At 68.3% G+C, this 22,178-nt stretch carries 16 protein-coding genes and 2 pseudogenes; 5 read left to right on the forward strand and 13 right to left on the reverse strand.

Annotated elements, in window-relative coordinates; all coding sequences use genetic code 11:
- Nucleotides 1-37 precede the first annotated feature (37 nt).
- Together G6N20_RS00720 and G6N20_RS00725 are read left to right on the forward strand one after the other, a co-directional pair.
- A complete protein-coding gene (locus tag G6N20_RS00720; RefSeq protein WP_083050273.1) occupies nucleotides 38-1,423 on the forward strand; it encodes a sigma 54-interacting transcriptional regulator in 1,386 nt (461 codons plus the stop codon).
- The gene (locus G6N20_RS00725) at nucleotides 1,416-3,398 is read left to right on the forward strand and encodes a VWA domain-containing protein (protein WP_083050271.1); all 1,983 of its coding nucleotides are present in this window, start codon (nucleotides 1,416-1,418) and stop codon (nucleotides 3,396-3,398) included. Before G6N20_RS00720 ends, G6N20_RS00725 begins: the two co-directional genes overlap by 8 nt.
- 1 nt (nucleotide 3,399) lies before the next feature.
- Here the strand turns inward: G6N20_RS00725 and G6N20_RS00730 are convergent, their stop codons facing one another.
- From G6N20_RS00730 to G6N20_RS00755, 6 genes and pseudogenes are all read right to left on the reverse strand, one after another.
- Nucleotides 3,400-4,068 (reverse strand): LppA family lipoprotein, encoded by a 669-nt coding sequence (locus G6N20_RS00730; protein ID WP_083050268.1) that lies wholly within the window; start codon nucleotides 4,066-4,068, stop codon nucleotides 3,400-3,402.
- Entirely contained in the window at nucleotides 4,068-4,739 is a 672-nt protein-coding gene (locus G6N20_RS00735; protein WP_083050265.1) for an LppA family lipoprotein, read from the reverse strand. Before G6N20_RS00735 ends, G6N20_RS00730 begins: the two co-directional genes overlap by 1 nt.
- Complete coding sequence (locus G6N20_RS00740) at nucleotides 4,736-6,316, reverse strand: alpha/beta hydrolase family protein (protein ID WP_232065401.1); 1,581 nt, start codon at nucleotides 6,314-6,316, stop codon at nucleotides 4,736-4,738. Before G6N20_RS00740 ends, G6N20_RS00735 begins: the two co-directional genes overlap by 4 nt.
- 99 nt (nucleotides 6,317-6,415) lie before the next feature.
- Nucleotides 6,416-6,863, reverse strand: a pseudogene (locus G6N20_RS00745) (hypothetical protein).
- Entirely contained in the window at nucleotides 6,859-7,254 is a 396-nt protein-coding gene (locus tag G6N20_RS00750) for a MarR family transcriptional regulator (RefSeq protein WP_158084780.1), read from the reverse strand. Before G6N20_RS00750 ends, G6N20_RS00745 begins: the two are co-directional and overlap by 5 nt.
- A 322-nt stretch (nucleotides 7,255-7,576) precedes the next feature.
- Nucleotides 7,577-8,179: a DUF1707 SHOCT-like domain-containing protein gene (locus G6N20_RS00755; protein ID WP_083050260.1), complete on the reverse strand. Its 603-nt coding sequence runs from the start codon at nucleotides 8,177-8,179 to the stop codon at nucleotides 7,577-7,579.
- 303 nt (nucleotides 8,180-8,482) lie between these two features.
- Here G6N20_RS00755 and G6N20_RS00760 point away from each other — a divergent pair, with 303 nt between their 5' ends.
- Complete coding sequence (locus G6N20_RS00760) at nucleotides 8,483-9,850, forward strand: HNH endonuclease signature motif containing protein (RefSeq protein WP_163662683.1); 1,368 nt, start codon at nucleotides 8,483-8,485, stop codon at nucleotides 9,848-9,850.
- A gap of 60 nt (nucleotides 9,851-9,910) precedes the next feature.
- On the opposite strand, the gene G6N20_RS00765 is transcribed toward G6N20_RS00760, so the two are convergent.
- The 6 genes from G6N20_RS00765 to G6N20_RS00790 form a co-directional block, all read right to left on the reverse strand.
- Nucleotides 9,911-10,711, reverse strand: coding sequence for an enoyl-CoA hydratase family protein (locus tag G6N20_RS00765; RefSeq protein WP_083047025.1), 801 nt, complete (start codon nucleotides 10,709-10,711; stop codon nucleotides 9,911-9,913).
- Nucleotides 10,711-11,877: an acyl-CoA dehydrogenase family protein gene (locus G6N20_RS00770; protein WP_083047026.1), complete on the reverse strand. Its 1,167-nt coding sequence runs from the start codon at nucleotides 11,875-11,877 to the stop codon at nucleotides 10,711-10,713. Before G6N20_RS00770 ends, G6N20_RS00765 begins: the two co-directional genes overlap by 1 nt.
- Complete coding sequence (locus G6N20_RS00775; protein WP_083047132.1) at nucleotides 11,874-13,874, reverse strand: ATP-binding protein; 2,001 nt, start codon at nucleotides 13,872-13,874, stop codon at nucleotides 11,874-11,876. Before G6N20_RS00775 ends, G6N20_RS00770 begins: the two co-directional genes overlap by 4 nt.
- 5 nt (nucleotides 13,875-13,879) lie before the next feature.
- On the reverse strand, nucleotides 13,880-15,469 hold the full coding sequence (locus G6N20_RS00780; RefSeq protein ID WP_142271964.1) for an acyl-CoA carboxylase subunit beta: 1,590 nt from the start codon (nucleotides 15,467-15,469) through the stop codon (nucleotides 13,880-13,882).
- Nucleotides 15,470-15,572: 103 nt separating this feature from the next.
- Complete coding sequence (locus G6N20_RS00785; protein WP_083047134.1) at nucleotides 15,573-16,721, reverse strand: acyl-CoA dehydrogenase family protein; 1,149 nt, start codon at nucleotides 16,719-16,721, stop codon at nucleotides 15,573-15,575.
- A 16-nt stretch (nucleotides 16,722-16,737) separates the two neighbouring features.
- Nucleotides 16,738-18,420, reverse strand: coding sequence for an acyclic terpene utilization AtuA family protein (locus tag G6N20_RS00790; RefSeq protein WP_142271965.1), 1,683 nt, complete (start codon nucleotides 18,418-18,420; stop codon nucleotides 16,738-16,740).
- A gap of 203 nt (nucleotides 18,421-18,623) precedes the next feature.
- Here G6N20_RS00790 and G6N20_RS00795 point away from each other — a divergent pair, with 203 nt between their 5' ends.
- On the forward strand, nucleotides 18,624-21,854 hold the full coding sequence (locus tag G6N20_RS00795) for a PecA family PE domain-processing aspartic protease (RefSeq protein ID WP_163662686.1): 3,231 nt from the start codon (nucleotides 18,624-18,626) through the stop codon (nucleotides 21,852-21,854).
- On the opposite strand, the pseudogene G6N20_RS00800 reads toward G6N20_RS00795, so the two are convergent.
- Nucleotides 21,815-22,004 (reverse strand): annotated as a pseudogene (locus G6N20_RS00800) (hypothetical protein). The gene G6N20_RS00795 and the pseudogene G6N20_RS00800 overlap by 40 nt on opposite strands.
- Between G6N20_RS00800 and rpmF the strand changes: the two are divergent.
- Nucleotides 22,003-22,176 carry a 50S ribosomal protein L32 gene (rpmF, locus tag G6N20_RS00805; protein ID WP_083047030.1) on the forward strand — a complete coding sequence of 58 codons (174 nt, stop codon included), beginning with the start codon at nucleotides 22,003-22,005 and terminating at the stop codon, nucleotides 22,174-22,176. The pseudogene G6N20_RS00800 and the gene rpmF sit on opposite strands and share 2 nt — an antisense overlap.
- Nucleotides 22,177-22,178 lie beyond the last annotated feature (2 nt).

A 22,178-nucleotide genomic window follows, 5' to 3' on the forward strand; every position in this document is an offset into this window, starting at 1 on the left:
TCTCGTCGCGAGAAGAAAGACGGCGTCGTAGCGTGGAGTGGTGACTTTACCGAATAACCTGCCCCGAACCGTCGGGCAATTGCGTGCCGCCGGTCACCGGGAACGGGGGGTCAAGCAGGAAATCCGGGAGAACCTGCTGACCGCACTGGCCGACGGTGACGACGTCTGGCCGGGCATTCTGGGCTTCGACGACACCGTACTGCCACAGGTGGAGCGGGCGCTCATCGCGGGGCACGACTTCGTGTTGCTCGGCGAGCGCGGCCAGGGCAAGACGCGGCTGCTGCGCGCGCTGGCGGGGTTGCTGGACGAGTGGACCCCGGTAATCGGCGGAGCCGAACTGGGCGAGCATCCCTATCGGCCGATCACGCCGGAGTCGATCCGGCGGGCCGCGCAGCTCGGCGACGACCTGCCGATCGCCTGGAAGCATCGCAGCGAGCGTTACACCGAGAAGCTGGCCACCCCCGACACCAGCGTCGCCGACCTGGTCGGCGACATCGACCCGATCAAGGTGGCCGAGGGGCGCAGCCTCGGGGATCCCGAGACCATCGCCTACGGGCTGATTCCACGGGCGCACCGCGGCATCGTTGCGGTCAACGAGCTGCCCGATCTTGCCGAGCGCATTCAGGTGTCCATGCTCAACGTCATGGAGGAGCGCGACATCCAGGTCCGCGGCTACACACTGCGGCTGCCGCTGGACGTGTTGGTGGTCGCCAGCGCCAACCCCGAGGACTACACCAACCGGGGCCGGATCATCACCCCGCTCAAGGACCGCTTCGGCGCCGAGATCCGCACCCACTACCCGCTGGAGCTGGAGGCGGAGATGGGTGTCATCGCCCAGGAGGCGCACCTGAGCGCGCAGGTGCCCGACTACCTGATGCAGGTGATCGCGCGGTTCGCCCGCTACCTGCGGGAATCCCGCTCGATCGACCAGCGCTCGGGTGTGTCCGCGCGGTTTGCCATCGCGGCGGCGGAGACGGTTGCGGCGGCGGCCCGGCATCGCGGCGCTGTGCTGGGGGAGACCGATCCGGTGGCCCGGGTGGTCGATTTGGGCACGGTGATCGACGTGTTGCGCGGCAAGCTGGAATTCGAGTCCGGTGAGGAAGGCCGCGAACAGGCGGTGCTGGAGCATCTACTGCGCCGTGCCACCGCCGATACCGCGTCACGGGTGCTGGGCGGCATCGACGTCGGCCCGTTGGTGGCCGCCGTCGAGGGCGGTTCCGCGGTGACGACGGGCGAGCGGGTGTCGGCCAAGGACGTGCTGGCCGCGGTGCCGGGGCTGCCGGTCGTGGACAGGATCGCCAGCAAGCTGGGCGCCGAATCCGAGGGGGAGCGCGCCGCGGCGTTGGAACTGGCGTTGGAGGCGTTATACCTCGCGAAGCGCATCGACAAGGTCTCCGGGGAGGGCCAAACCGTCTATGGCTGAACCGGTTAAGGGGCGCTCACTACGCTACTCGGCGTACACCGGCGGGCCCGACCCGCTGGCTCCGCCGGTGGATCTGCGTGCGGCGCTCGAACAGATCGGACAAGACGTCATGGCGGGCAGCTCGGCGCGCCGGGCGCTGTCCGAGCTGTTACGGCGGGGCACCAGGAACATGACCGGTGCTGACCGGCTGGCGGCGGAGGTCAACAGACGGCGACGGGAGTTGTTGCGCCGCAACAATTTAGACGGCACCTTGCAGCAGATCAAGAAGCTGCTCGACGAGGCTGTGCTGGCCGAACGCAAGGAGCTGGCCCGCGCCCTAGACGACGACGCCCGGTTTTCCGAGCTGCAGCTCGACGCGCTGCCGTCGTCGCCGGCCAAGGCCGTCCAGGAGCTGGCAGGCTACCACTGGCGCAGCCCGCAGGCCCGCGAATCCTACGAGCAGATCAAGGATCTGCTCGGCCGCGAGCTGCTGGACCAGCGCTTTGCCGGCATGAAGCAGGCGCTTTCCCGCGCCACCGACGCGGATCGCCAGCGCGTCAACGAGATGCTGGACGACCTCAACGACCTGCTGGACAAGCACGCCCACGGCCAGGACACCCAGCAAGACTTTGCAGACTTCATGGCCAAGCACCGCGAGTTCTTTCCGGAGAACCCGCGCAATGTCGAGGAACTGCTGGACTCACTGGCCAAACGGGCCGCCGCCGCGCAGCGGTTCCGCAACAGCCTCACCCAGGAACAGCGCGACGAACTGGATGCCCTGGCGCAGCAGGCATTTGGCTCTCCGGCGCTGATGCAGGCGCTGAACCGGCTCGACGCGCATCTGCAGGCCGCCCGCCCGGGTGAAGACTGGACCGGCTCCGAGCAGTTCTCCGGGGATAATCCGTTCGGCATGGGCGAGGGCACCCAGGCGCTGGCCGATATCGCCGAGCTGGAGCAGCTGGCCGAGCAGCTGTCGCAAAGCTATCCGGGCGCCAGCATGGACGATGTCGACCTGGACGCGCTGGCCCGCCAGCTCGGTGACCACGCCGCCATCGACGCCCGGACACTGGCCGAATTGGAACGCGCACTAGTCAATCAGGGCTTCCTGGATCGCGGTTCCGACGGCCAGTGGCGACTGTCGCCAAAGGCCATGCGACGCCTCGGCGAAACGGCGTTACGCGATGTGGCACAACAACTGTCCGGTCGCCGCGGCGAGCGGGATCACCGTCGTGCCGGCGCCGCCGGCGAGCTGACCGGCGCGACGCGGCCCTGGCAGTTCGGCGACACCGAGCCGTGGCACGTCGCCCGCACGCTGACCAATGCCGTGCTGCGCCAGGCCGGAACGGCGGCCGTGCGCGACCGCATCCGGATCACCGTCGACGACGTCGAGGTCTCCGAGACCGAAACGCGCACCCAGGCCGCGGTTGCGCTGTTGGTGGACACCTCGTTTTCGATGGTGATGGAGAATCGTTGGCTGCCGATGAAGCGCACGGCGCTCGCGCTCAACCACCTGGTGTGCACGCGGTTCCGCTCGGATGCCCTGCAGATCATCACGTTTGGCCGCTACGCCCGGACGGTGACGGCGGCCGAGCTGACGGGTTTGGAGGGTGTCTACGAGCAGGGCACCAACCTGCATCACGCGCTGGCGCTGGCCGGACGACACCTGCGCCGGCACCCCAGCGCGCAGCCCGTCGTGCTGGTGGTGACCGACGGTGAGCCGACCGCTCACTTGGAAGACGTTGACGGCGAAGGTTCGTCAGTCTTTTTTGATTACCCGCCGCATCCGAGGACCATCGCCCACACCGTGCGAGGGTTCGACGACATGGCGCGCCTGGGTGCCCAAGTCACAATCTTCCGATTGGGCAGTGACCCCGGTCTGGCTCGGTTCATCGACCAGGTCGCGCGACGGGTGCAGGGCCGCGTGGTGGTGCCCGATCTCGACGGGCTGGGAGCGGCCGTGGTGGGCGACTACCTTCGGTCGCGACGGCGGCGGTAGCTCAGTAGGCGTCGCGGGTTCGGCCGCCGGGGGATTCGTATAGGTATGGGTAGTGCACGTCGGGATCGTTGGGCGGCCGCATGTTCAGCGGTGGCGGCGCGGTGCGCCAGGCGGCCGGGAGGTGGCAACCGGTGTCGTAGGAGTAGGCCAGCAACTGCCCGTGGTTGACGAGATCGATCAAGGTGCCGTCGTCGCGGATTTGAGAGTCATTCGGGGAGCCCAGCGGCAGCGGGGGGTCACCGGGTGCGGAGGTGTTGGGCCGAAAGCCTGCCGCCTTGAACACCGGCGCTAGCTCGGTAACAATCTGCAGCCATTGCTCTGAAGTGGGTGCGGGTTCGCCGAAGAAATGATCGCTTTTTTCTTGCCGACCGATGGTGCGGGTGAACGGGTCGTTGCAGCCGCCTGGCGGGTGTCCGAGCGGGCTGCGCGAGAATATAGTCTGCGGCGCGTATTTCGCGATCACCGCCCGAATCGTGGCGTCCAAGTTGGCGAGCTGCTGCTGGACTGTCTCCAGATCGGGTCTGCCATTGACGATTTTCTGCAGGCGGTCCAATTCGTCGCGCCCGGGGTTGGCGTACGGGTCGAACGTATTGGGCTTGATGCAGCCGGCGAGTAGCAGGGTCACGCCGAGGAGCATCGCAGTCAGGTGCCGGGGTCGTGGACAGCTCATCAGTAGGCGTCGCGCGTTCGGCCGCCGGGGGATTCGTACAGGTATGGGTAGTGCACATCGGGATCGTTGGGTGGTCGCATATTCAGCGGTGGCGGCGCGGTGCGCCAGGCGGCCGGGAGATGGCAACCGGTGTCGTAGGAGTAGCCGAGCGGGCTGCGGTTATCGCCATTGACCAGACGAATCAACGTTCCGTCGTCGCGGATTTGAGAGAAATTCGGGGCGCCCAGCGGCTGCGGGGGGTCGCCCGGTGCGGAGTTGTTGGGCCGAAAGCCCGCCGCCTTGAACACCGGCGCTAGCTCGGTGACAATCTGTAGCCATTGCTCTGGCGTGGGCGCGGGCCGACCGAAGAACACGTCGCTACTGACTTGGCGACCGATCGTCCGGATGAACGGGTCGTTGCAGCCGCCCGCCGGATGGCCGGTCGCCAGGCTCGAGAACCGGGTCTGCGGTGAATACTTCGCGATCGCCGCACGAATCGTGGCGTCCAGGTTGGCGAGCTGCTGCTCGACCGTCTCCAGATCCGGGCGCTCATTGACGATCTTCTGCAGGCGGTCCAACTCGCCCCGCCCGGGGTTGGCGTACGGGTCGAACGTGTTGGGCTTGATGCAGCCGGCGAGTAGCAGGGTCACGCTGAGCAACCCGGCGGCCAGGAAACGGTGTATTCGGCTCATTCGTGGTGAAGGGGGATCGGAGGAGGGACTTCATACGGTCCGGACCCGCCGGGAAGCCTGTCCACGCCGACCGCGCGGGGTGTGACGAGGTCGTCGGGGAGTCCGGCAAGCACCGCTGCCATGTTGTAGCCGCTCATCCGGAGTTCGCCGTTGCTTCCCATGCGCGCATACTCGGAATGGCCATAGGCCCGCTCGTGAAGATTCCCGTCCCCGTACTCATGGCCCAGGACCACTCCCGTACTGGTCGACAGTTCAGTCATTCCGGGCACTTCCTGCGGTGCAGAGCCAAAAGCGCCGAATTCGGGGATCACTTGGGAAACCTCATCATTGACCCCGATCATGTAGAAGGCATGCCCGGGCTGAACGCCCAGCTGCGAGACGTTGGTGAGTTCGGTGCCCGGCGAACCGTAGAGCACGACGTCGCTGACCGGTGCGCCCTGCTGCAACGCCAGACTGGTCACCAGGGACCCGTAGGAATGGCCGAACGCGGTGATGTGCTGATCCGAGACATTTGTGGTAGCGGCCAGACCCTTATAGAAGTGGTTCAATGGCCCCGCGGCATCGCGCGCGAGCCAGTCATGCGTCACGTCCTTGAGGCTGTCTGGTGCGTCATATCCTAGCCACGCAATGGAAGCGACCGCTTCCGGGTTTGGCAATCCGGCTCGCCCCCTCAGCTCGGTTGCCTTAGCGCGCTGAATTCCGGCTTCCCTCACCATTGTTTCGACGCTCGAACTGACCCGAGTGTTCAGGCCGCCCACGGTGACGCCGACGCGTTCGGCGTTGTCGACGTCGCCAACTCCCACTGCAGCCAACACCTTTCGCGGATTGCTGGCGGTGTCCAGCAGAATCATGCTGGCCCCCCTGTTAGCAGGATCTTCCAGCGTGCGCTGCAGCGCCTGCAGATCCGCCAGCTTGTCGGTGTCGGTGTGCCAGACTCCGTTTCCGTCCAACCAGCCGTTCTGCAGCCGGGCGAGTTCTCGTTGCAGCACAGGCAGATTCAGTTCGTTACGAACAGCGATGGGGATGCCGTCGCGGTTGCGTAGGGCATTCGGGAACCATTGCTTGACCCGATCCTGCTGGCTCGGGGTCAGTGCATGCCACCACTTTCCGACCTCCTCGGGATCGCTGCCCGGTGGCGGCATCTGCGGCATTTTGGGTGGCTGATGGCTGAGTTGAGCATTGACCTGCTCGGGTGACAAGTCCCCGGCGGCACCCCGAATCGCCGCGGCCAGATCTTCATCGGCGGTCTCGGCGTCGGCCAGCAGACGTTTGATGCTTTCCGTCAACCGGATTGCGGTGTTGAGGATGGCCTGCTGATCGGCCGGGGAATACGACGACAAGTCGGGTGGTGGCAACGCCGTACCGGTCGCGTCATCGATCGTCAGGTGATAATCCCGCGCAGCATCGCGGATCATTTGTAGCCGCATCTTGATCGCGGCGACCTCCTCGGCCGCCTTCTCCGCGGCCCGTGCGACCGCTTCACACGCGGCGGCATGGTCGTCGAGAAGCACCGCCGTGTGCTGGGTCGCCGCCCGCGCCGCGTCGGCGGCCGCACCGCCAAAGTCGAGCAGCCGCATGGTTTCACGCAGCGCCGCGGATGCGGTGCGCGTGCCGTGCGCGCGGTTGATCGCGGCCTGAACACCGTCCTGATCGCCGAGGGATCCCAGCGCTCAATGTCAGCTAACGTCAACGCCATCGCATCGGGCGGTTCCACCGCCTGCCGGATAAACCGCGGCCAGTGCCGCGGCGTTGCGCTCCTCCATCTCTGCGAACCCGACCGCGGCCAAATACATGCCATAAGAATGGTCCCCGAAGCGGTCCGCGTGGGCGGTGCTGGCCTCCGCCCAGCTATCCAGCAATCCCGATAACGCGCCCGCCGACGAACCGACCCAGCCCGACTGCGCGCCTTCAGCCGCACCGAGACAGAAGTGGTGTGACGTCAGCAAAGACTCACCGTGGTCAGCCAGCTCATAACCCACCTGGGACAGGACTTCAGGAATCGCCCGCAACGTTTCGGCCATACCACCTCGTTTCCACACAAACCGAACTGTCGGCGGAGTATGGCACACAATCACATGTCGGGCCATTCGGCCGCCACCGCGGTAGTGGGTACGTGGCTCTAATGTGATTTGACCAGCTGATGCACGCGCTGATACGAGATGCCAAGCACCTTGCCGATGTCGCGAACCGTCAATCCGCCATTCTTGAGCTCGGCTGCCGCACGTCGGTATTCCTCGGCAGCGGCGGCCTGAGCATCCGCAGCCTCCTGTCGTAGCTTGGACGCCAGCTCGAGGTGGTGGCGAACCGAATCAGGCAGTTCCACCTGCGCATCGACATCGAACGAATCGGCCGGCACGTCGAGCCACACCGCGATCAGGTCGCGTGCCGTTGGTTCAACCTCATCGAGGTTGCGGGCCTGCGTAGGTAAACCATATTCAGGATGGTTGCCGAGACCCGGAATCCGTATGTGCCAGTACTTGCCGTCTGGGCTGGCGATCGCGGCATAGGTGCCCAACGCCACCACCTCTTTCCCAACTTGGCCTCACATTCCCTATGCACATCCTCGGCGTAACGGTTTGTGAACTCGTTGTGCCGACCGACTGGGATCATCAAGCCATCGGGGTTGTAGATCGTGCGGTTGGCGCCCTGGCGCAACTCCTCCAACGACATACCCTTGGCCATGGCGGCCTTGGTGATCTTCTTGATGACCTCTGTCCGCTTCGGCATGCTGTCAGTCTAGATCGCACTAGACAAATTTTGTCAAGACCGAGCTAGACAAAAGTACATTCAAACTGACCCACTACCGCCACCGCCAGACCGGCCGGCGAGACCGCCTGCTATTTGCGCGGTTTGCGGGGCTTGCGCTTGATGCCCACATCGCCCCACAGCGAGAAGCCGCGGATCCTCACCGTCGGTGCGCCGCGGGTGCCCTCGCCCACCACCTCCCGATCGAAGCCGCCCATCACTCGGTGGCCGTGGATCTCGACGTTGACCTCCGGTGGCAGCAGGATCGTCTGCACACCCATGATCGAGTATGCGCGGATGTCCACCTCGGTCGAGGTGAAATCGGCGTAGCGCAGATCCAGCACCCCGCTGCCCCACAACGTGAACGTGGTCAGCTTCCTCGGCACGTTCCAGCGGCCGCGCCGCTCGAATCCACTCAGCAGGGCCAGCAGCAGCGTGGACGGCGCCGGATTGCAGCTGCCGCCCCGGCGGGGATTGACCGGAGCACCCGGCAGGTCGGCACGGAGCCGATCCAGTTCCTGATAGGTGGTTGCCGCATAGGCCTTGGCTAGCCGGTCTTCGTACTCTTTCAACTCCAGGCGGCCCTGCTCGGCCGCATAGGCCAGCAACTGCGCAAGCTGTATGCGGTCGGTGTCCGCCGCGCGCGCCGACTGATCGCGCGCCTGCTTCGCGTCACGTTGCGCCGAGTCGCTCATCACCCACGAGCGTACGACGTCACCATTCTGCTGCAAGAGGTGACGGCCAACCTGCCACGGTCGCGCCGGGCTGGGCCTTGGGCTAGACCCGTGCACCCGCGTCTTAGGTATCCGCGGGTAACACGCACCGCTGCACCCAATGCCGCTGTCGCATCATGTTGCTAGATGCCCTGGCGCCGCTCATTACACCGCGTTACCGGGCCGAGCCTGCTGGCACCCGAGTCACTGAATTCACTGGCGTACCATCGGATTTACCCTGTGCGCGTTGTGGCACGCGTCGGCCAACCGTGATAGTATTCGAACATGCGTTCGAGTAGCCGGGAGGAGATTGTCGCGGTGTTCGACGCCCTCGACACCGCCCTTCACCGGGCCCTGGACCTCTCGATCGACACCCTGACCACCCCCGAATGCCTGACCCTGCTGGAACGCTGCGAAACGCTGCGCCGCCGCCTGCCCGCCGTCGAGCACCCGTTCATCAACAGGCTCGCCGACCAGGCCGACGCCAGCGAACTGGGCGGCAAACTCCCCTTCGCGTTGGCTGAGCGGTTGCGCATCACCCGCGGTGAAGCAGCCCGGCGCATCGGTGAGGCCGCCGAGCTGGGGCCGCGGCGCGCGCTGACCGGCCAACCCCTGCCGCCGCTGCTGCCCGCCACCGCCGAAGCCCAACGCGCCGGCCAGCTCGGCACGCAACACGTGCAGATCATTCGCTCCTTTCTGCACCAGCTGCCCAGCGGGGTGGATCTGCCCACCCGGGACAAGGCCGAAGCCGAACTGGCTCAGTTGGGTGGCCGGTTTCGGCCCGATCAGCTGCACAAGCTGGCCGCCAAACTCGCCGACTGCCTCAACCCCGACGGCAACTTCAGCGACACCGACCGGGCCCGCCGCCGCGGCATCATCCTCGGCAAGCAGGGCGCCGACGGCATGTCGGCGATCACCGGCTACCTCACCCCCGAAGCCCGCGCCACCCTCGATGCCGTGCTGGCCAAGCTGGCCGCCCCCGGCATGGCCAACCCCGCCGACCCCACCCCCTGCCTCAGCGGCACCCCGTCACAGGCCGCCATCGACGCCGACACCCGCAGCGCCGCCCAGCGCAACCACGACGGCCTGCAGGCCGGGCTGCGGGCGCTGCTGTGCTCGGGGGAGCTGGGCCAACACAACGGGCTGCCCGCGGCGATCATCGTGTCCACCAGCCTGGCCGAGTTGCAATCGGCTGCCGGGCACGCGCTCACCGGTGGGGGCAGCCTGCTGCCGATGAGTGAGGTGATCCGGCTGGCCGCCCACGCCAGCCACTACCTGCGCATCTTCGACCACGGCCGCGAGCTGGCGCTGTATCACACCAAGCGGCTGGCCTCCCCGGCCCAGCGAACCGTGTTGTACGCCAAGGACCGCGGCTGCTCCTTTCCCAATTGCGATGTGCCGGGCTATCTCACCGAGGTGCACCATGTGACCGATTTCGCCCAGTGCCAGAAGACCGACATCAACAACCTCACCCAGGCCTGCGGCCCGCATCACCAACTGGCCACCACCGGCGGCTGGGCCACCCGCAAACACCGCGACGGCACCACCGCATGGCTTCCCCCCGCCCACCTCGACCATGGACAACCCAGAACCAACAGCTACTTTCACCCCGAAAAACTCCTGCACAACAACGACGAGGAGGACGACCCGTGACCACCGGCACCAGCCGGTCGGAACCGGGTTTAGGGCAAAGGGCTAGGGCCGGTCTGGGTCCTATTGGCCCAAGTCGCTAGGGGTCGGCGCCCAGCTCGGCGGGCGTTTCTGCAGGAACGCGAGCATGCCTTCGCGGGCCTCATCGGACACGAACAGCCGGGCCGACTCCTCGGTGAGGCGGTCGGCGTCGCGGTCGAACCCGTCCAGCACGGCGGCGGTGGTGAGCGCCTTCGACGCCGCCAGGCCCTGAGGTGAGCCGCGGCCCACGTCGGCGACCAGCGCGGCCACCGTGGTGTCCACGTCGTCGGCCGCCATGGTGATCAATCCGATGTCCGCGGCTTCGCGGGCGCCGAACTTCTCGCCGGTGAGGTAGTAACGCGCGGCGGCCCGTGGCGACAGCTTCGGCAGCAGCGTCAGTGAGATGATCGCCGGGGCGACGCCGATGCGGGCCTCGGTGAGCGCAAAGGTGCTGCGCGGGCCGGCGACGGCGATGTCGCACGCACCGACCAGACCGAACCCGCCGGCCCGCACGTGCCCGTCGATGGCGCCGATCACCGGCAGCGGCGACTCGACGATGGCGCGCAGCAGCGCGGTCATCTCCCGCGCCCTCGCCACCGCCATCTGGTACGGGTCGCCACCGCCGGCCTCGCTGAGATCCGCACCGGCGCAGAAGGTGCCGCCGGTGTGACCGAGCACCACGACCCGCACCGCGGGATCGGCCGCCGCGTCGCGCAGCCCCTGATGCAGTTGACTGACCAGAGCGCTAGACAGCGCGTTGCGGTTGTGCGGCGAGTTCAGCGTCAGCCGGGCGAACGGGCCCCCGCAGGCGGCCGGGCCGGCATACTCGACGAGGGTGTCCATCAGTAGGACCGGGGCAGACCCAGCGACGTCTGCGCGACGAAGTTCAGCACCATCTCGCGGCTGATCGGCGCGATCCGCGCCAAGCGGGCCGATGTCATCATCGCCGCCACGCCGTATTCCTTGGTCAACCCGTTGCCGCCCATCGACTGCACGGCCTGATCGACTGCGCGCGAAGATGCCTCGGCCGCAGCGTATTTGGCCATGTTGGCCGCTTCCGCCGCGCGGAAATCGTCACCGATGTCGTAGAGGGTAGCGGCTTTCTGGGTCATCAGCTTGGCGAGTTCGATCTCGATGTGACACTGCGCCAACGGATGTGCCAGGCCCTGGTGCGCGCCGATTGGGGTGGACCACACCTTGCGGGTTTTGACGTATTCGACGGCCCTGCTGAGGGCGAACCGGCCCATGCCCACCGCGCTGGCCGCGCCCATGATGCGCTCGGGATTCAGGCCGGCGAAAAGCTGTGCGATCGCGGCGTCTTCGGCTCCCACCAGGGCATCGCTGGGTACCCGGACGTCGTCCAGGAAGACCTGGAACTGGCGTTCGGGGCTGACCAACTCCATCTCGATCGGGGTGTAGCTGAACCCGGGAGCGTCGGTGGGCACCACGAACAACGCCGGGCGCAGCTTGCCGGTTTTCGCTTCCTCGGTGCGGCCCACGGTCAGCACCGCCTGCGCCTGGTCGACGCCGGAGATGAAGACCTTCTGGCCCTTGATGATCCAGTCACTGCCGTCGCGACGCGCAGTGGTGGTGATCTTGTGCGAGTTGGACCCGGCGTCGGGTTCGGTGATGGCGAACGCCATGGTCAAGGAGCCGTTGGCGATGCCCGGCAACCAGCGCTTCTTCTGCTCGTCGGTGCCGAATTTGGCGATGATGGTGCCGTTGATCGCCGGCGACACCACCATCAGCAGCAGCGCCGAGCCGGCGGCCGCCATCTCCTCCATGACCAGCGACAGCTCGTACATGCCCGCGCCGCCGCCGCCGTATTCCTCGGGCAGATTCACCCCGAGAAAGCCGAGTTTGCCTGCCTCGGCCCATAACTCGCTGGTGTGTTCGTGTCTGCGCGCCTTTTCCAGGTAATACTCGTGGCCGTAGTTGGCCACCCACGAGGCCACCGCCTTGCGCAGCGCTTGGCGCTCCTCGCTTTCGATGAAGCTGGTGTCTGTCACCGTGAATCTCCTTCTGCTGAGCCACGTTGAGGTGCTTCCACTCGTGCGAGAATGGCGCCTACCTCGACCTGTTGGCCGGTCTCGACGTTGAGTTGGGTCAGCACGCCGTCGGCCGGCGCGCTGATGGTGTGTTCCATCTTCATGGCCTCCAGCCAGATCAGCGGCTGACCGGCGGTGACGGCGTCGCCGACCTGGGCGCCGAGCCGGATGACGTTGCCGGGCATGGGTGCCACCAACGAGCCCTGTTCGACGGCCGAGCCCGGCTCGGGGAAGCGTGGCAGCACCACCAGGTGAACGGGTCCGCGGGCCGAGTCGACGTAGACGTCGGGGCCGTGGCGGGCAACAGTGAAGCTGTGCGCAACCCCGGCCTCGGCGAGCACCACCTGGTCCACGGCGGCCGAGACCAGCTGCACCGCCGGATCGCCGGGAAGCACCAAACCCGTTCTGGTAAACCGGTATTCGACGCGGTGCTCGACGTCGGCGTCGTCACGGTAGGTTTTGACCTGATAGCCGGAGGCCAGGTTGCGCCAGCCGCTGGGAATGGAGCCAAGCACCCCGCAAGCCTTTGCCGCCGAGCGGTTGTGCGCGGCGTCGGCCAGCGCGGCGGCGATCGCCGATAGCCGGACGGTCGCGGTGTCGGCCAGCGGCGTCGCCAACTCGACCATGCCGTGCGTGTCGAAAAACGCGGTGTCGGTGGAGCCGTCGAGAAACGCCGGATGGCGCAGCACGTTGACCAATAAGTCACGGTTGGTGCGCAGGCCGTGCAGGCGGGTGCGAGCCAGCGCGTCGGCGAGCAGCAGCGCCGATTGCCGGCGTGTCGGCGCGTAGGAGATGACCTTGGCCAGCATCGGGTCGTAGTGGATCGACACCACCGATCCGTCGACGATCCCGGAGTCCAGCCGAATTCCCGTCCGCCGTCCCAACGTGCAGAACTGCGTCGAAACCCCCGGCACGTCGATGGTGTGCACCGGGCCGGCCTGGGGCTGCCAGCCGTGCGCGGGGTCCTCGGCATACAGCCGGGCCTCGATCGAATACCCCTCGGCCGGCGGCGATTCGGTATTGAGTCGGCCGCCCTCAGCGATCATGAGCTGCAGTTCGACCAGATCCAACCCGGTGGTCTCCTCGGTGACCGGATGCTCGACCTGCAGGCGCGTGTTCATCTCCAGGAAGTAGAACTCGCCGTCGTCATCGGCGAGGAACTCCACGGTGCCGGCGCCGGTGTAGCCGATCGCACCGGCCGCCACCCGAGCCGCGTCGAACAGCTTGGCCCGCATGCCCGGTACGCGTTCCACCAACGGCGAAGGCGTCTCTTCGATGATCTTCTGGTGTCGGCGCTGAATCGAGCATTCCCGTTCGCCGACGGACCACACGGTGCCGTGGCCGTCGGCCAGGACTTGCACTTCGACGTGGTGCCCGGTCGGCAGGTAACGCTCGCAGAACACGGTCGAGTCGCCGAAGGCGGACTGCGCCTCCCGCCGAGCCGCAGCGACTTCGGCTGGCAGAGCGGATAATTTGCGAACTATCCGCATGCCGCGACCGCCGCCGCCGGCGGAGGCCTTGACCAGCACCGGCAGCTGGGCGTCGGTGACGGTCTCCGGGTCGAGTTCGTCGAGCACCGGCACCCCGGCGGCCGCCATGAGCTTCTTGGACTCGATCTTGGAGCCCATCGCGCGCACCGCATCCACCGGCGGCCCGACCCACACCAGGCCCGCGTCCTGCACCGCGGAGGCGAATTCGGCATTCTCCGCGAGGAATCCGTATCCGGGGTGCACCGCGTCGGCACCGGCGGCACGCGCGGCGGCCACGATGGCGCCGGCGTTCAGATAGTCGTCGGTGCTCGGCAGCCGCACCCGGGCGTCGGCCTCGGCGACGTGCGGTGCGGCGGCGTCCGGTTCGGTGTAGACGGCGACGGTGCCCAGACCCAGCCGACGGCAGGTGGCGAACACCCGCCGGGCGATCTCGCCACGGTTTGCTACCAGAACTCGACTGATTCCCATGAGCATCACATCCGGAAGACGCCGAAGTTCGACGTCCCCTTGATCGGGCCATTGGCAATGGCGGACAAACACATTCCCAGTACGGTGCGGGTGTCGCGCGGGTCGATCACCCCGTCGTCGTAGAGCATTCCGGACAAGACCAACGGCAGCGACTCGGCTTCGATCTGGCCTTCGACGGCGGCTCGCATCGCCGCGTCGGCCGCCTCGTCTACTTGCTGGCCGCGCGCTTGCGCGGCCGCTCGGGCCACGATCGACAACACCCCCGACAGCTGCGCGCCACCCATCACCGCGGACTTGGCGCTGGGCCAGGCGAACAGGAAGCGCGGGTCGTAGGCGCGCCCGCACATGCCGTAGTGCCCGGCACCGTAGGACGCGCCGATCAGCAGCGAGATGTGCGGGACGGTCGAGTTGGACACGGCGTTGATCATCATCGAGCCGTGCTTGATCATCCCGCCCTCTTCGTAGTCCTTGCCCACCATGTAGCCGGTGGTGTTGTGCACGAACAACAGCGGCGTGTTGGCGCGGTTGGCCAACTGTATGAACTGGGTGGCCTTTTGTGACTCCTCACTGAACAGCACGCCGCGGGCGTTGGCCAGGATGCCCAGCGGGTAGCCGTGCAGCTGGGCCCAGCCGGTCACCAGAGACGAGCCGTAGAGCGGTTTGAACTCATCGAAGTCGGAGCCGTCGACGATGCGGGCGATCACTTCCCTCGGGTCGAACGGGATGCGCAGGTCGGCGGGCACGATGCCGATCAGCTCCTCGGCGTCGAACAGCGGCTCGGTGACCGGCCGCGGCGCGGGTCCCTGTTTGACCCAGTTGAGCCGCGCCACGATGCGCCGGCCGATCCGGATCGCGTCCAGCTCGTCGAGCGCGAAGTAGTCGGCCAAACCCGATATGCGGGCGTGCATTTCGGCGCCGCCCAGCGACTCGTCGTCGGACTCCTCACCGGTGGCCATCTTCACCAGCGGCGGGCCGGCCAAAAACACCTTGGAGCGTTCTTTGATCATCACCACGTGGTCGGACATCCCGGGGACGTAGGCGCCGCCCGCGGTGGAGTTGCCGAAAACCAGTGCGATGGTCGGGATTCCGGCCGCCGACAGCCGGGTCAGGTCGCGGAACATCTGTCCGCCGGGGATGAAGATTTCCTTCTGGGTGGGCAGGTCGGCCCCGCCGGACTCCACCAGCGAAATCACCGGGAGGCGATTTTCGAAGGCGATCTGGTTGGCCCGCAGTAATTTCCGCAGTGTCCACGGATTGCTGGTGCCGCCCTTGACGGTGGGGTCGTTGGCCACGACCATGCATTCCACTCCGCAGACCGCGCCGATGCCGGTAACCAGGCTGGCGCCGATCTGGAAGTTGCTGCCATAGGCGGCCAGCGGGCTCAGCTCCAGGAACGGGGAGTCCGGGTCGACGAGCAGCTCAATGCGTTCCCGGGGTGTCAACTTGCCGCGGGCGTGGTGCCGGTCGACGTACTTGGGGCCGCCGCCGGCGAGCGCCTTGGCCAGTTCGGCGTCGACCTCGTCGAGCTTTGCACCCATTGCCGCGGCCGCCTCGGCGTAGGCGGGGGCGTTTGGGTCCAGTGTGGATTGCAGCACGGTCATGACCACCGCCGACGATGCAGTGGGGGCACCGCCCGCTTGCGGGGGACGGAGCGATGAGGTGGGGGTACCACCCGCGTGCGGGGGAGAGGCGGTGCAATCACGATTGATACCCCAGGGTTTTGGCGGCCAGAGCGGTCAGTATTTCGGTGGTGCCGCCGCCGATGCCGAGGATTCGCATGTCTCGATATTGGCGTTCGACTTCGGATTCGGCCATGTAGCCCAGCCCGCCGAAGAGCTGGACCGCCTGGTGAGCAACCCATTCGCCGGCCTGCACGGCGGTGTTCTTGGCGAAGCACACCTGCGCGATCAGGTCGGTGTCTCCCGCGAGCTGGCGTTCCACCACATGGTGCGCGTAGACCCGGGCGACGTCGATGCGACGGGCCATCTCGGCCAGCGTGTTCTGCACCGACTGGCGTGAAATCAGCGCCCGGCCGAACGTCTCCCGGTCCCGGCACCACTGCGCGGTGATGTCCAGACACCGCTGGGCGCTCGAATACGCCTGTGCGGCAAGGCCGATGCGCTCAGACACGAATGCCCGGGCGATCTGGGCGAAGCCGCTGTTCTCGGCGCCCACCAGGTTGGTCGCCGGCACGGCCACGTTAGTGTAGGACAGCTCGGCGGTGTCGGAGGACCGCCAGCCCATCTTGTCCAGCTTGCGGGTCACCTCAAAGCCGGGTGTGCCCTTGTCCACCACCAGCAGCGAAACCCCGGCGGCACCGGGTCCACCGGTGCGCACCGCGGTGACCACGTAGTCGGCCCGAACCCCGGAGGTGATGTAGGTCTTGGCGCCGTCGATCACGTAATGGTCGCCATCACGCACCGCGCTGGTTCGAAGATGCCCGACGTCTGACCCGCCGTCGGGTTCGGTGATGGCCAGCGCGCCGATCTTCTCCCCGGCCAAGGTGGGCCGCACGTACGTGTCGATCAGCCGTTCGTTGCCCGATGCGATCATGTGCGGCACCGCGATACCGCAGGTGAACAACGATGCGTACACCCCGCCCGGGGCGCCGGCCTGGTGCATCTCCTCACAGATCACCACCGGGTCGGCGGCGTCGCCGCCGCCACCGCCGACCGCCTCGGGAAAACCAGCGCCCAGCAGCCCGGCGGTCCCGGCGCGCCGGTGCAGGTCGCGGGGCAGCTCGCCGATCCTTTCCCACTCGTCGATGTGCGGCAGGATCTCCCGCTCGGCAAAGGCGTGCACCGTCTTGCGCAGCTGTTGGCGCTCCGGTGTGGTCCAGATGTTCACGGTGTCGACCAAAGATTCACAACAGCCTTTCCGGGATGTCGACGTGACGGCTGCGCAGCCATTCTCCCAGCCCCTTGGCCTGCGGATCGAAGCGCGCCTGATAAGCGACGCCCTGACCGAGGATTCCTTCGATGACGAAATTCAGCGCCCGCAAGTTGGGCAACACATGGCGGGTCACGTCGAGGCCGGCCGTCTCGGGAAGCAGCTCCTTGAGTAACTCGACGGTCAGCGTGTGGGCCAGCCAGCGCCACTGCTCGTCGGTGCGCACCCACACCCCGACGTTGGCCGATCCGCCCTTGTCGCCGCTGCGGGCGCCGGCGATCAGGCCCAGCGGCACGCGCCGGGTCGGGCCGGCCGGCAGTGGCTCCGGCAGCGCCGGGGGGTCGGCCGGAGCCAGCTCCAAAGTCTCAGTGGCGCAGGGGATCTCGGTGCGGGTGCCGTCGGCGTGCACGGCGATATGCGGCACCTTGCCGGCGTCGACGTAGCCGGGGGTGAACACGCCATACACCTGGCCGTCACCGGGCGGGGCGGTGGCGGTGAACCCTGGATAGCTCGCCAGCGCCAATTCGACCGCGGCCGAGGAGAATTGCCGACCCACGTTGGCGGGGTCGGGATCGCGGGCGACGCAGGTGAGCAGCGCGCTGGCGGTTTCTTCGGTATCGGCGTCGGGGTGGTCGGTGCGGGCCAGTGTCCATTGCAGCTCGGCGGGTTTGACGGTCAGCGCGGCGTCGAGCTGGTGACGCACCAACTCTGCCTTGGCCTCGATGTCCAGGCCGGTCAGCACGAAGGTCATGGAATTGCGGAATCCGCCGATGCTGTTCAGCGACACCTTGCAGGTCGGCGGTGGAGGCTCGCCTACGACACCGCCGATGCGCACCCGGTCGGGGCCGTCGGGTGACAGTTCGATGGTGTCCATTCGCGCGGTGACGTCCGGGTTGGCGTAGCGCGCCCCGGTGATCTCGTAGAGCAGCTGTGCGGTGATGGTGTCGACGCTGACCAGGCCGCCGGTGCCGGGGTGCTTGGTGATCACCGATGAGCCGTCGGCACTGATCTCGGCCAGCGGGAAGCCGGCATGGGTCAGGTCGGCGACTTCGGTGAAAAAGGCATAGTTGCCGCCGGTGGCCTGCGCACCGCATTCGATCACGTGCCCGGCGACCACGGCGCCGGCCAGCCGGTTGTAGTCGGTGCGGCCCCACCCGAAGTGCGCGGCCGCCGCCCCGACAACCACCGAGGCGTCGGTGACCCGGCCGGTGACCACGACGTCGGCTCCGCCCTCGAGGCACGCGACGATGCCCCACCCACCCAGGTAGGCGTTGGCGGTCAGCGGCGTCCCCAGGCCCAGCTCGGCCGCGCGTGGTTGCAGGTCGTCGCCTTCGACGTGGGCGACCTGCGCCGGGATGCCCAGGCGCACAGCCAGGGCCCGTACCGCATCGGCCAGCCCGGCGGGGTTCAGCCCGCCCGCGTTGGCGACGATGCGCACCCCGCGCTCGTGGGCCAGCCCCAGGCAGTCCTCGAGCTGGGTCAGGAAGGTCTTGGCGTAGCCGCGTTCCGGGTTTTTCATCCGGTCGCGGCCCAGAATCAGCATGGTCAGCTCGGCCAGGTAGTCGCCGGTCAGGTAGTCCAGCTCGCCGCCGGTGAGCATCTCGAGCATGGCGGAGCGTCGGTCCCCGTAGAAACCGGAGCAGTTCCCGATCCGCACGGCACCAGGAGCCATGCTCCTAACTCCCTTCGTTGAGGATCGGTTCGGTGGCGCGACCCACCAACCAACCGGTAGGTTAACACCGCGAATTCACGACGGAGATTGCTGCCCCGCGCAGAAAGCGGCGCATTGTACGCCGCTCGTCGCTAGAGTCCTTGTCGCGACGGCACGTCGAACGCCCTGCCGGTACCAGGAGGTGTGCGGTGTCCTTCGTCATCACAGCACCGCGGACGCTCGCGTCGGTGGCTTCGGATCTGGGCGGTATTGGGTCCGCGATTGGCGAGGCCAACGCGATGGCAGCGGTCCGAACGACGGCGTTGATGCCCGCCGCCGGCGACGAGGTTTCGGCGGCGATCGCGGCGCTGTTTTCCAGCTACGCGCGGGACTATCAAACGCTCGGCGCCCAGGCGGCGGCCTTCCACGCGCAGTTCGTGCAGACATTGACCACCGCGGAGCATCTGTATGCGGCCGCCGACGTCGGCAATGGCGTGCTGTTGCGGGCCGCCGAGCAACAGGTGCTGGGTGTGATCAATGCGCCCACCAACACGTTGTTGGGTCGCCCGCTGATCGGCGACGGCACCCACGGGGCGCCGGGGACCGGGCAGAACGGCGGGGCCGGCGGGATCTTGTGGGGCAACGGCGGTAACGGCGGATCCGGCGCGCCCGGACAGCCGGGTGGCAGGGGCGGTGATGCCGGCCTGTTCGGCCACGGCGGTCAGGGCGGTGTCGGGGGGCCTGGCATGGCCGGCGCCGCCGGCGCCGCGGGCCTGCCGGGGGGCAACGGCATCAACGGCGGCAGCGGCGGCATCGGCGGGGCCGGCGGCGCCGGCGGCAACGGCGGGCTGCTATACGGCAATGGTGGTGCCGGCGGCCGCGGCGGCTCCGGCGGGCTTGGTGGCCCCGGCGGGATGGGCGGCGTGGGCATCGTTGCCAGTCCCACCGGCGGTAGCGGCGGCATCGGGGGCATCGGCGGGACCGGCGGCGCGGGCGGGGCCGGCGGCCACGGCTCGGCGTTGTTCGGTCAACCGGGGATCAACGGCGACGGTGGCGTCGGCGGTATGGGTGGTCAGGGCGGTGCTGGCGGCACCGGCTGGGCCGCCGAGGGCGTCGCAGTCGACGGTTCTGGGCAAGGCGGCCGCGGCGGCGACGGCGGCACCGGCGGGGTCGGTGGGCCGGCGGGTGGGGCCGGCGCCAGCCAGGGTGCGGGTGGGCACGGCGGCGACGGCGGCCACGGCGGCACCGGCGGTCAGGGCGGCAACGGCGCAGGCGCCGGCGGCGACGGGGGCGCCGGGGGCACCGGTGGCACCGGCGGCAACGGCAGCATCGGCGGGGCCGCGGGCAACGGCGGCGACGGCGGCCGCGGCGGCGACGGCGGCGTGGCCATCGCCAACGGGAACGGCGGCGACGGCGGCAATGGCGGCGACGGCGGCGCCGGCGGCATCGGTGGCATCGGCGGCGACGGCGGCGTGACCACCGTCAGCGGCGGCGGTGGGAACGGCGGCAACGGCGGTGCCGGCGGCCAGGGCACCAACGGCGGCGCGGGCATCAACGGCCCCGGTGGCCTCGGCGGCAGCGGCGGCGACGGCGGCAATGGCGGTGCCGGTGGCACCCCCGGCCTGGGGTCCAGCAGGGAAGCCGCCGCCGCTGCCGGCGTCTACTTTGGCAGTGGCGGCAGCGGGGGCGCTGGCGGCAATGGCGGTGATGGCGGCGCCGGTGACAACGGCGCGGTCGGCGGTAACCCCGGCTTTGCCGGCGGTAACGGCGGCGCCGGCGGCCGAGGCGGTCAAGGCGGCGCGGCTAGCCCACCCAACCTCAACCAGGACTGGCACGGGTTGTTCGGATCCAACGGCAACGGCGGTCCGGGTGGCGATGGCGGCGGTGGCGGCGTCGGCGGCGCCGGCGGCACCGGCGTCGGCAGCGCCGGGGGCACTGGCGGCGACGGCGGCGACGGCGGGGCGGCCGGGGCAGGCGGAGCGCCGGGCAACGGCTACCACCAGCAGCCCGCGCCCCAAGGGTTGCCCATCGGGACCGGCGGGGCCGGAGGCCAAGGGGGTGCCGGCGGCGCTGGGGGCCACGGAGGGCAGGGCGACATCGGCTTCGACGGTGGCCAGGGTGGCGCCGGCGGCCTGGGTGGCAGCGGCGGCGCCGGCGGGGACGGCAGCGGCACGTTCAACGCCCAAGCCAACAACGGTGGCCACGGCGGGGCCGGCGGCGCCGGGGGTTCGGGTGGCACCGGCGGCACCGGCGGTGCCGGGGCCAACGGCGGTCGCGGAGGCGACGCTGGCCACGGCGGTGACGGCGGGAACGCCGGCCACGGCGGCACCGCCGAATTCCCCGGTCGCGGTGCCTACGGCGGCGAAGGTGGCAGCGGGGGCGCCGGCGGCAACGCCGGAGGCGCCGGCTCCGGCGGCGCCGCGGGCGCCGGCGGCAGCGGAGGTTTCGGCGGCAACGGTGCCGACGGCGGCGACGGTGGCAACGGTGGTAACGGCGGCTTCGGCGGCATTAACGGCACGTTCGGCACCAACGGCGCCGGTGGCACCGGCGGGCTCGGCACCCTGCTCGGCGGCCACAACGGCAATATCGGGCTCAACGGGGCCACGGGCGGCATAGGCAGCACCACATTGACAAACGCAACCGTTCCGCTGCAGATAGTGAACACCACCGAGCCGGTGGTCTTCATCTCCTTGAACGGCGGCCCAATGGTGCCCGTGCTGCTCGACACCGGATCCACTGGCCTCGTCATGGACAGCCAATTCCTGACGCAGAACTTCGGCCCCGTCATCGGGACGGGCACCGCCGGCTACGCCGGGGGGCTGACCTACAACTACAACACCTACTCAACGACGGTGGATTTCGGCAATGGCCTCGTCACCCTGCCGACCAGCGTTAACGTCGTCACCTCGTCATCGCCGGGAACACTCGGCAACTTCTTGTCGAGATCCGGTGCGGTTGGGGTGTTGGGAATCGGGCCCAATAACGGGTTCCCGGGCACCAGCTCCATCGTCACGGCGATGCCGGGCCTGCTCAACAACGGTGTGCTCATCGACGAATCGGCGGGCATTCTGCAGTTCGGCCCCAACACATCGACCGGCAACGTCACGATTTCCGGAGCCCCGATTTCCAACGTGGCCGTGCAGATCAATAACGGGCCCCTGCAACAAGCTCCGGTGATGTTCGACTCCGGCGGTATCAACGGGACCATCCCGTCCGCTCTGGTTGGCCTGCCTTCCGGGGGATTCGTGCCGGCGGGAACGACCATCTCGGTCTACACCAGCGACGGCCAGACGCTGCTGTACTCCTACACGACCACCGCGACAAACACGCCGTTCGTCACCTCCGGCGGCGTGATGAACACCGGGCACGTCCCCTTCGCGCAGCAACCGATATACGTCTCCTACAGCCCCACCGCCATCGGGACGACAACCTTCAACTGACGGTCACGGCCCCGGCCCAACCCCAGCCCGCGATTGGGCCGGGCCGTCTCCAACGGGTATCCTCGACGCAATTGTCAACGCGATTGCCGCCGCGCCCACCTGCGTGCGGAGCCCCCACGAGACCCCCACCAAAGAGGAAGACCCGACCATGGCCACACCCAAGCGCAGGATGTCACGCTCGAATACCCGCAGCCGGCGCGCGCAGTGGAAGGCCGCCAAGACCGAGCTGGTCGGTGTCAGCGTCGCCGGTCAGAAGCACAAGGTGCCCCGCCGTCTGCTCAAGGCGGCCCGGCTTGGCCTGATCGACCTCGATAAGCGCTAGCC

This window comes from Mycobacterium shinjukuense (assembly GCF_010730055.1).
GTDB classification, from domain to species: domain Bacteria; phylum Actinomycetota; class Actinomycetes; order Mycobacteriales; family Mycobacteriaceae; genus Mycobacterium; species Mycobacterium shinjukuense.

Coding starts and splice junctions, on each gene's coding strand:
- G6N20_RS00725 (WP_083050271.1), top strand. CDS start 1,416: ATGGCTGAACCGGTTAAGGGGCGCTCACTACGCTACTCGGCGTACACC.
- G6N20_RS00730 (WP_083050268.1), bottom strand. CDS start 4,068: ATGAGCTGTCCACGACCCCGGCACCTGACTGCGATGCTCCTCGGCGTG.
- G6N20_RS00735 (WP_083050265.1), bottom strand. CDS start 4,739: ATGAGCCGAATACACCGTTTCCTGGCCGCCGGGTTGCTCAGCGTGACC.
- G6N20_RS00740 (WP_232065401.1), bottom strand. CDS start 6,316: ATGCGGCTGCTCGACTTTGGCGGTGCGGCCGCCGACGCGGCGCGGGCG.
- G6N20_RS00755 (WP_083050260.1), bottom strand. CDS start 8,179: ATGAGCGACTCGGCGCAACGTGACGCGAAGCAGGCGCGCGATCAGTCG.
- G6N20_RS00760 (WP_163662683.1), top strand. CDS start 8,483: ATGCGTTCGAGTAGCCGGGAGGAGATTGTCGCGGTGTTCGACGCCCTC.
- G6N20_RS00765 (WP_083047025.1), bottom strand. CDS start 10,711: ATGGACACCCTCGTCGAGTATGCCGGCCCGGCCGCCTGCGGGGGCCCG.
- G6N20_RS00775 (WP_083047132.1), bottom strand. CDS start 13,874: ATGGGAATCAGTCGAGTTCTGGTAGCAAACCGTGGCGAGATCGCCCGG.
- rpmF (WP_083047030.1), top strand. CDS start 22,003: ATGGCCACACCCAAGCGCAGGATGTCACGCTCGAATACCCGCAGCCGG.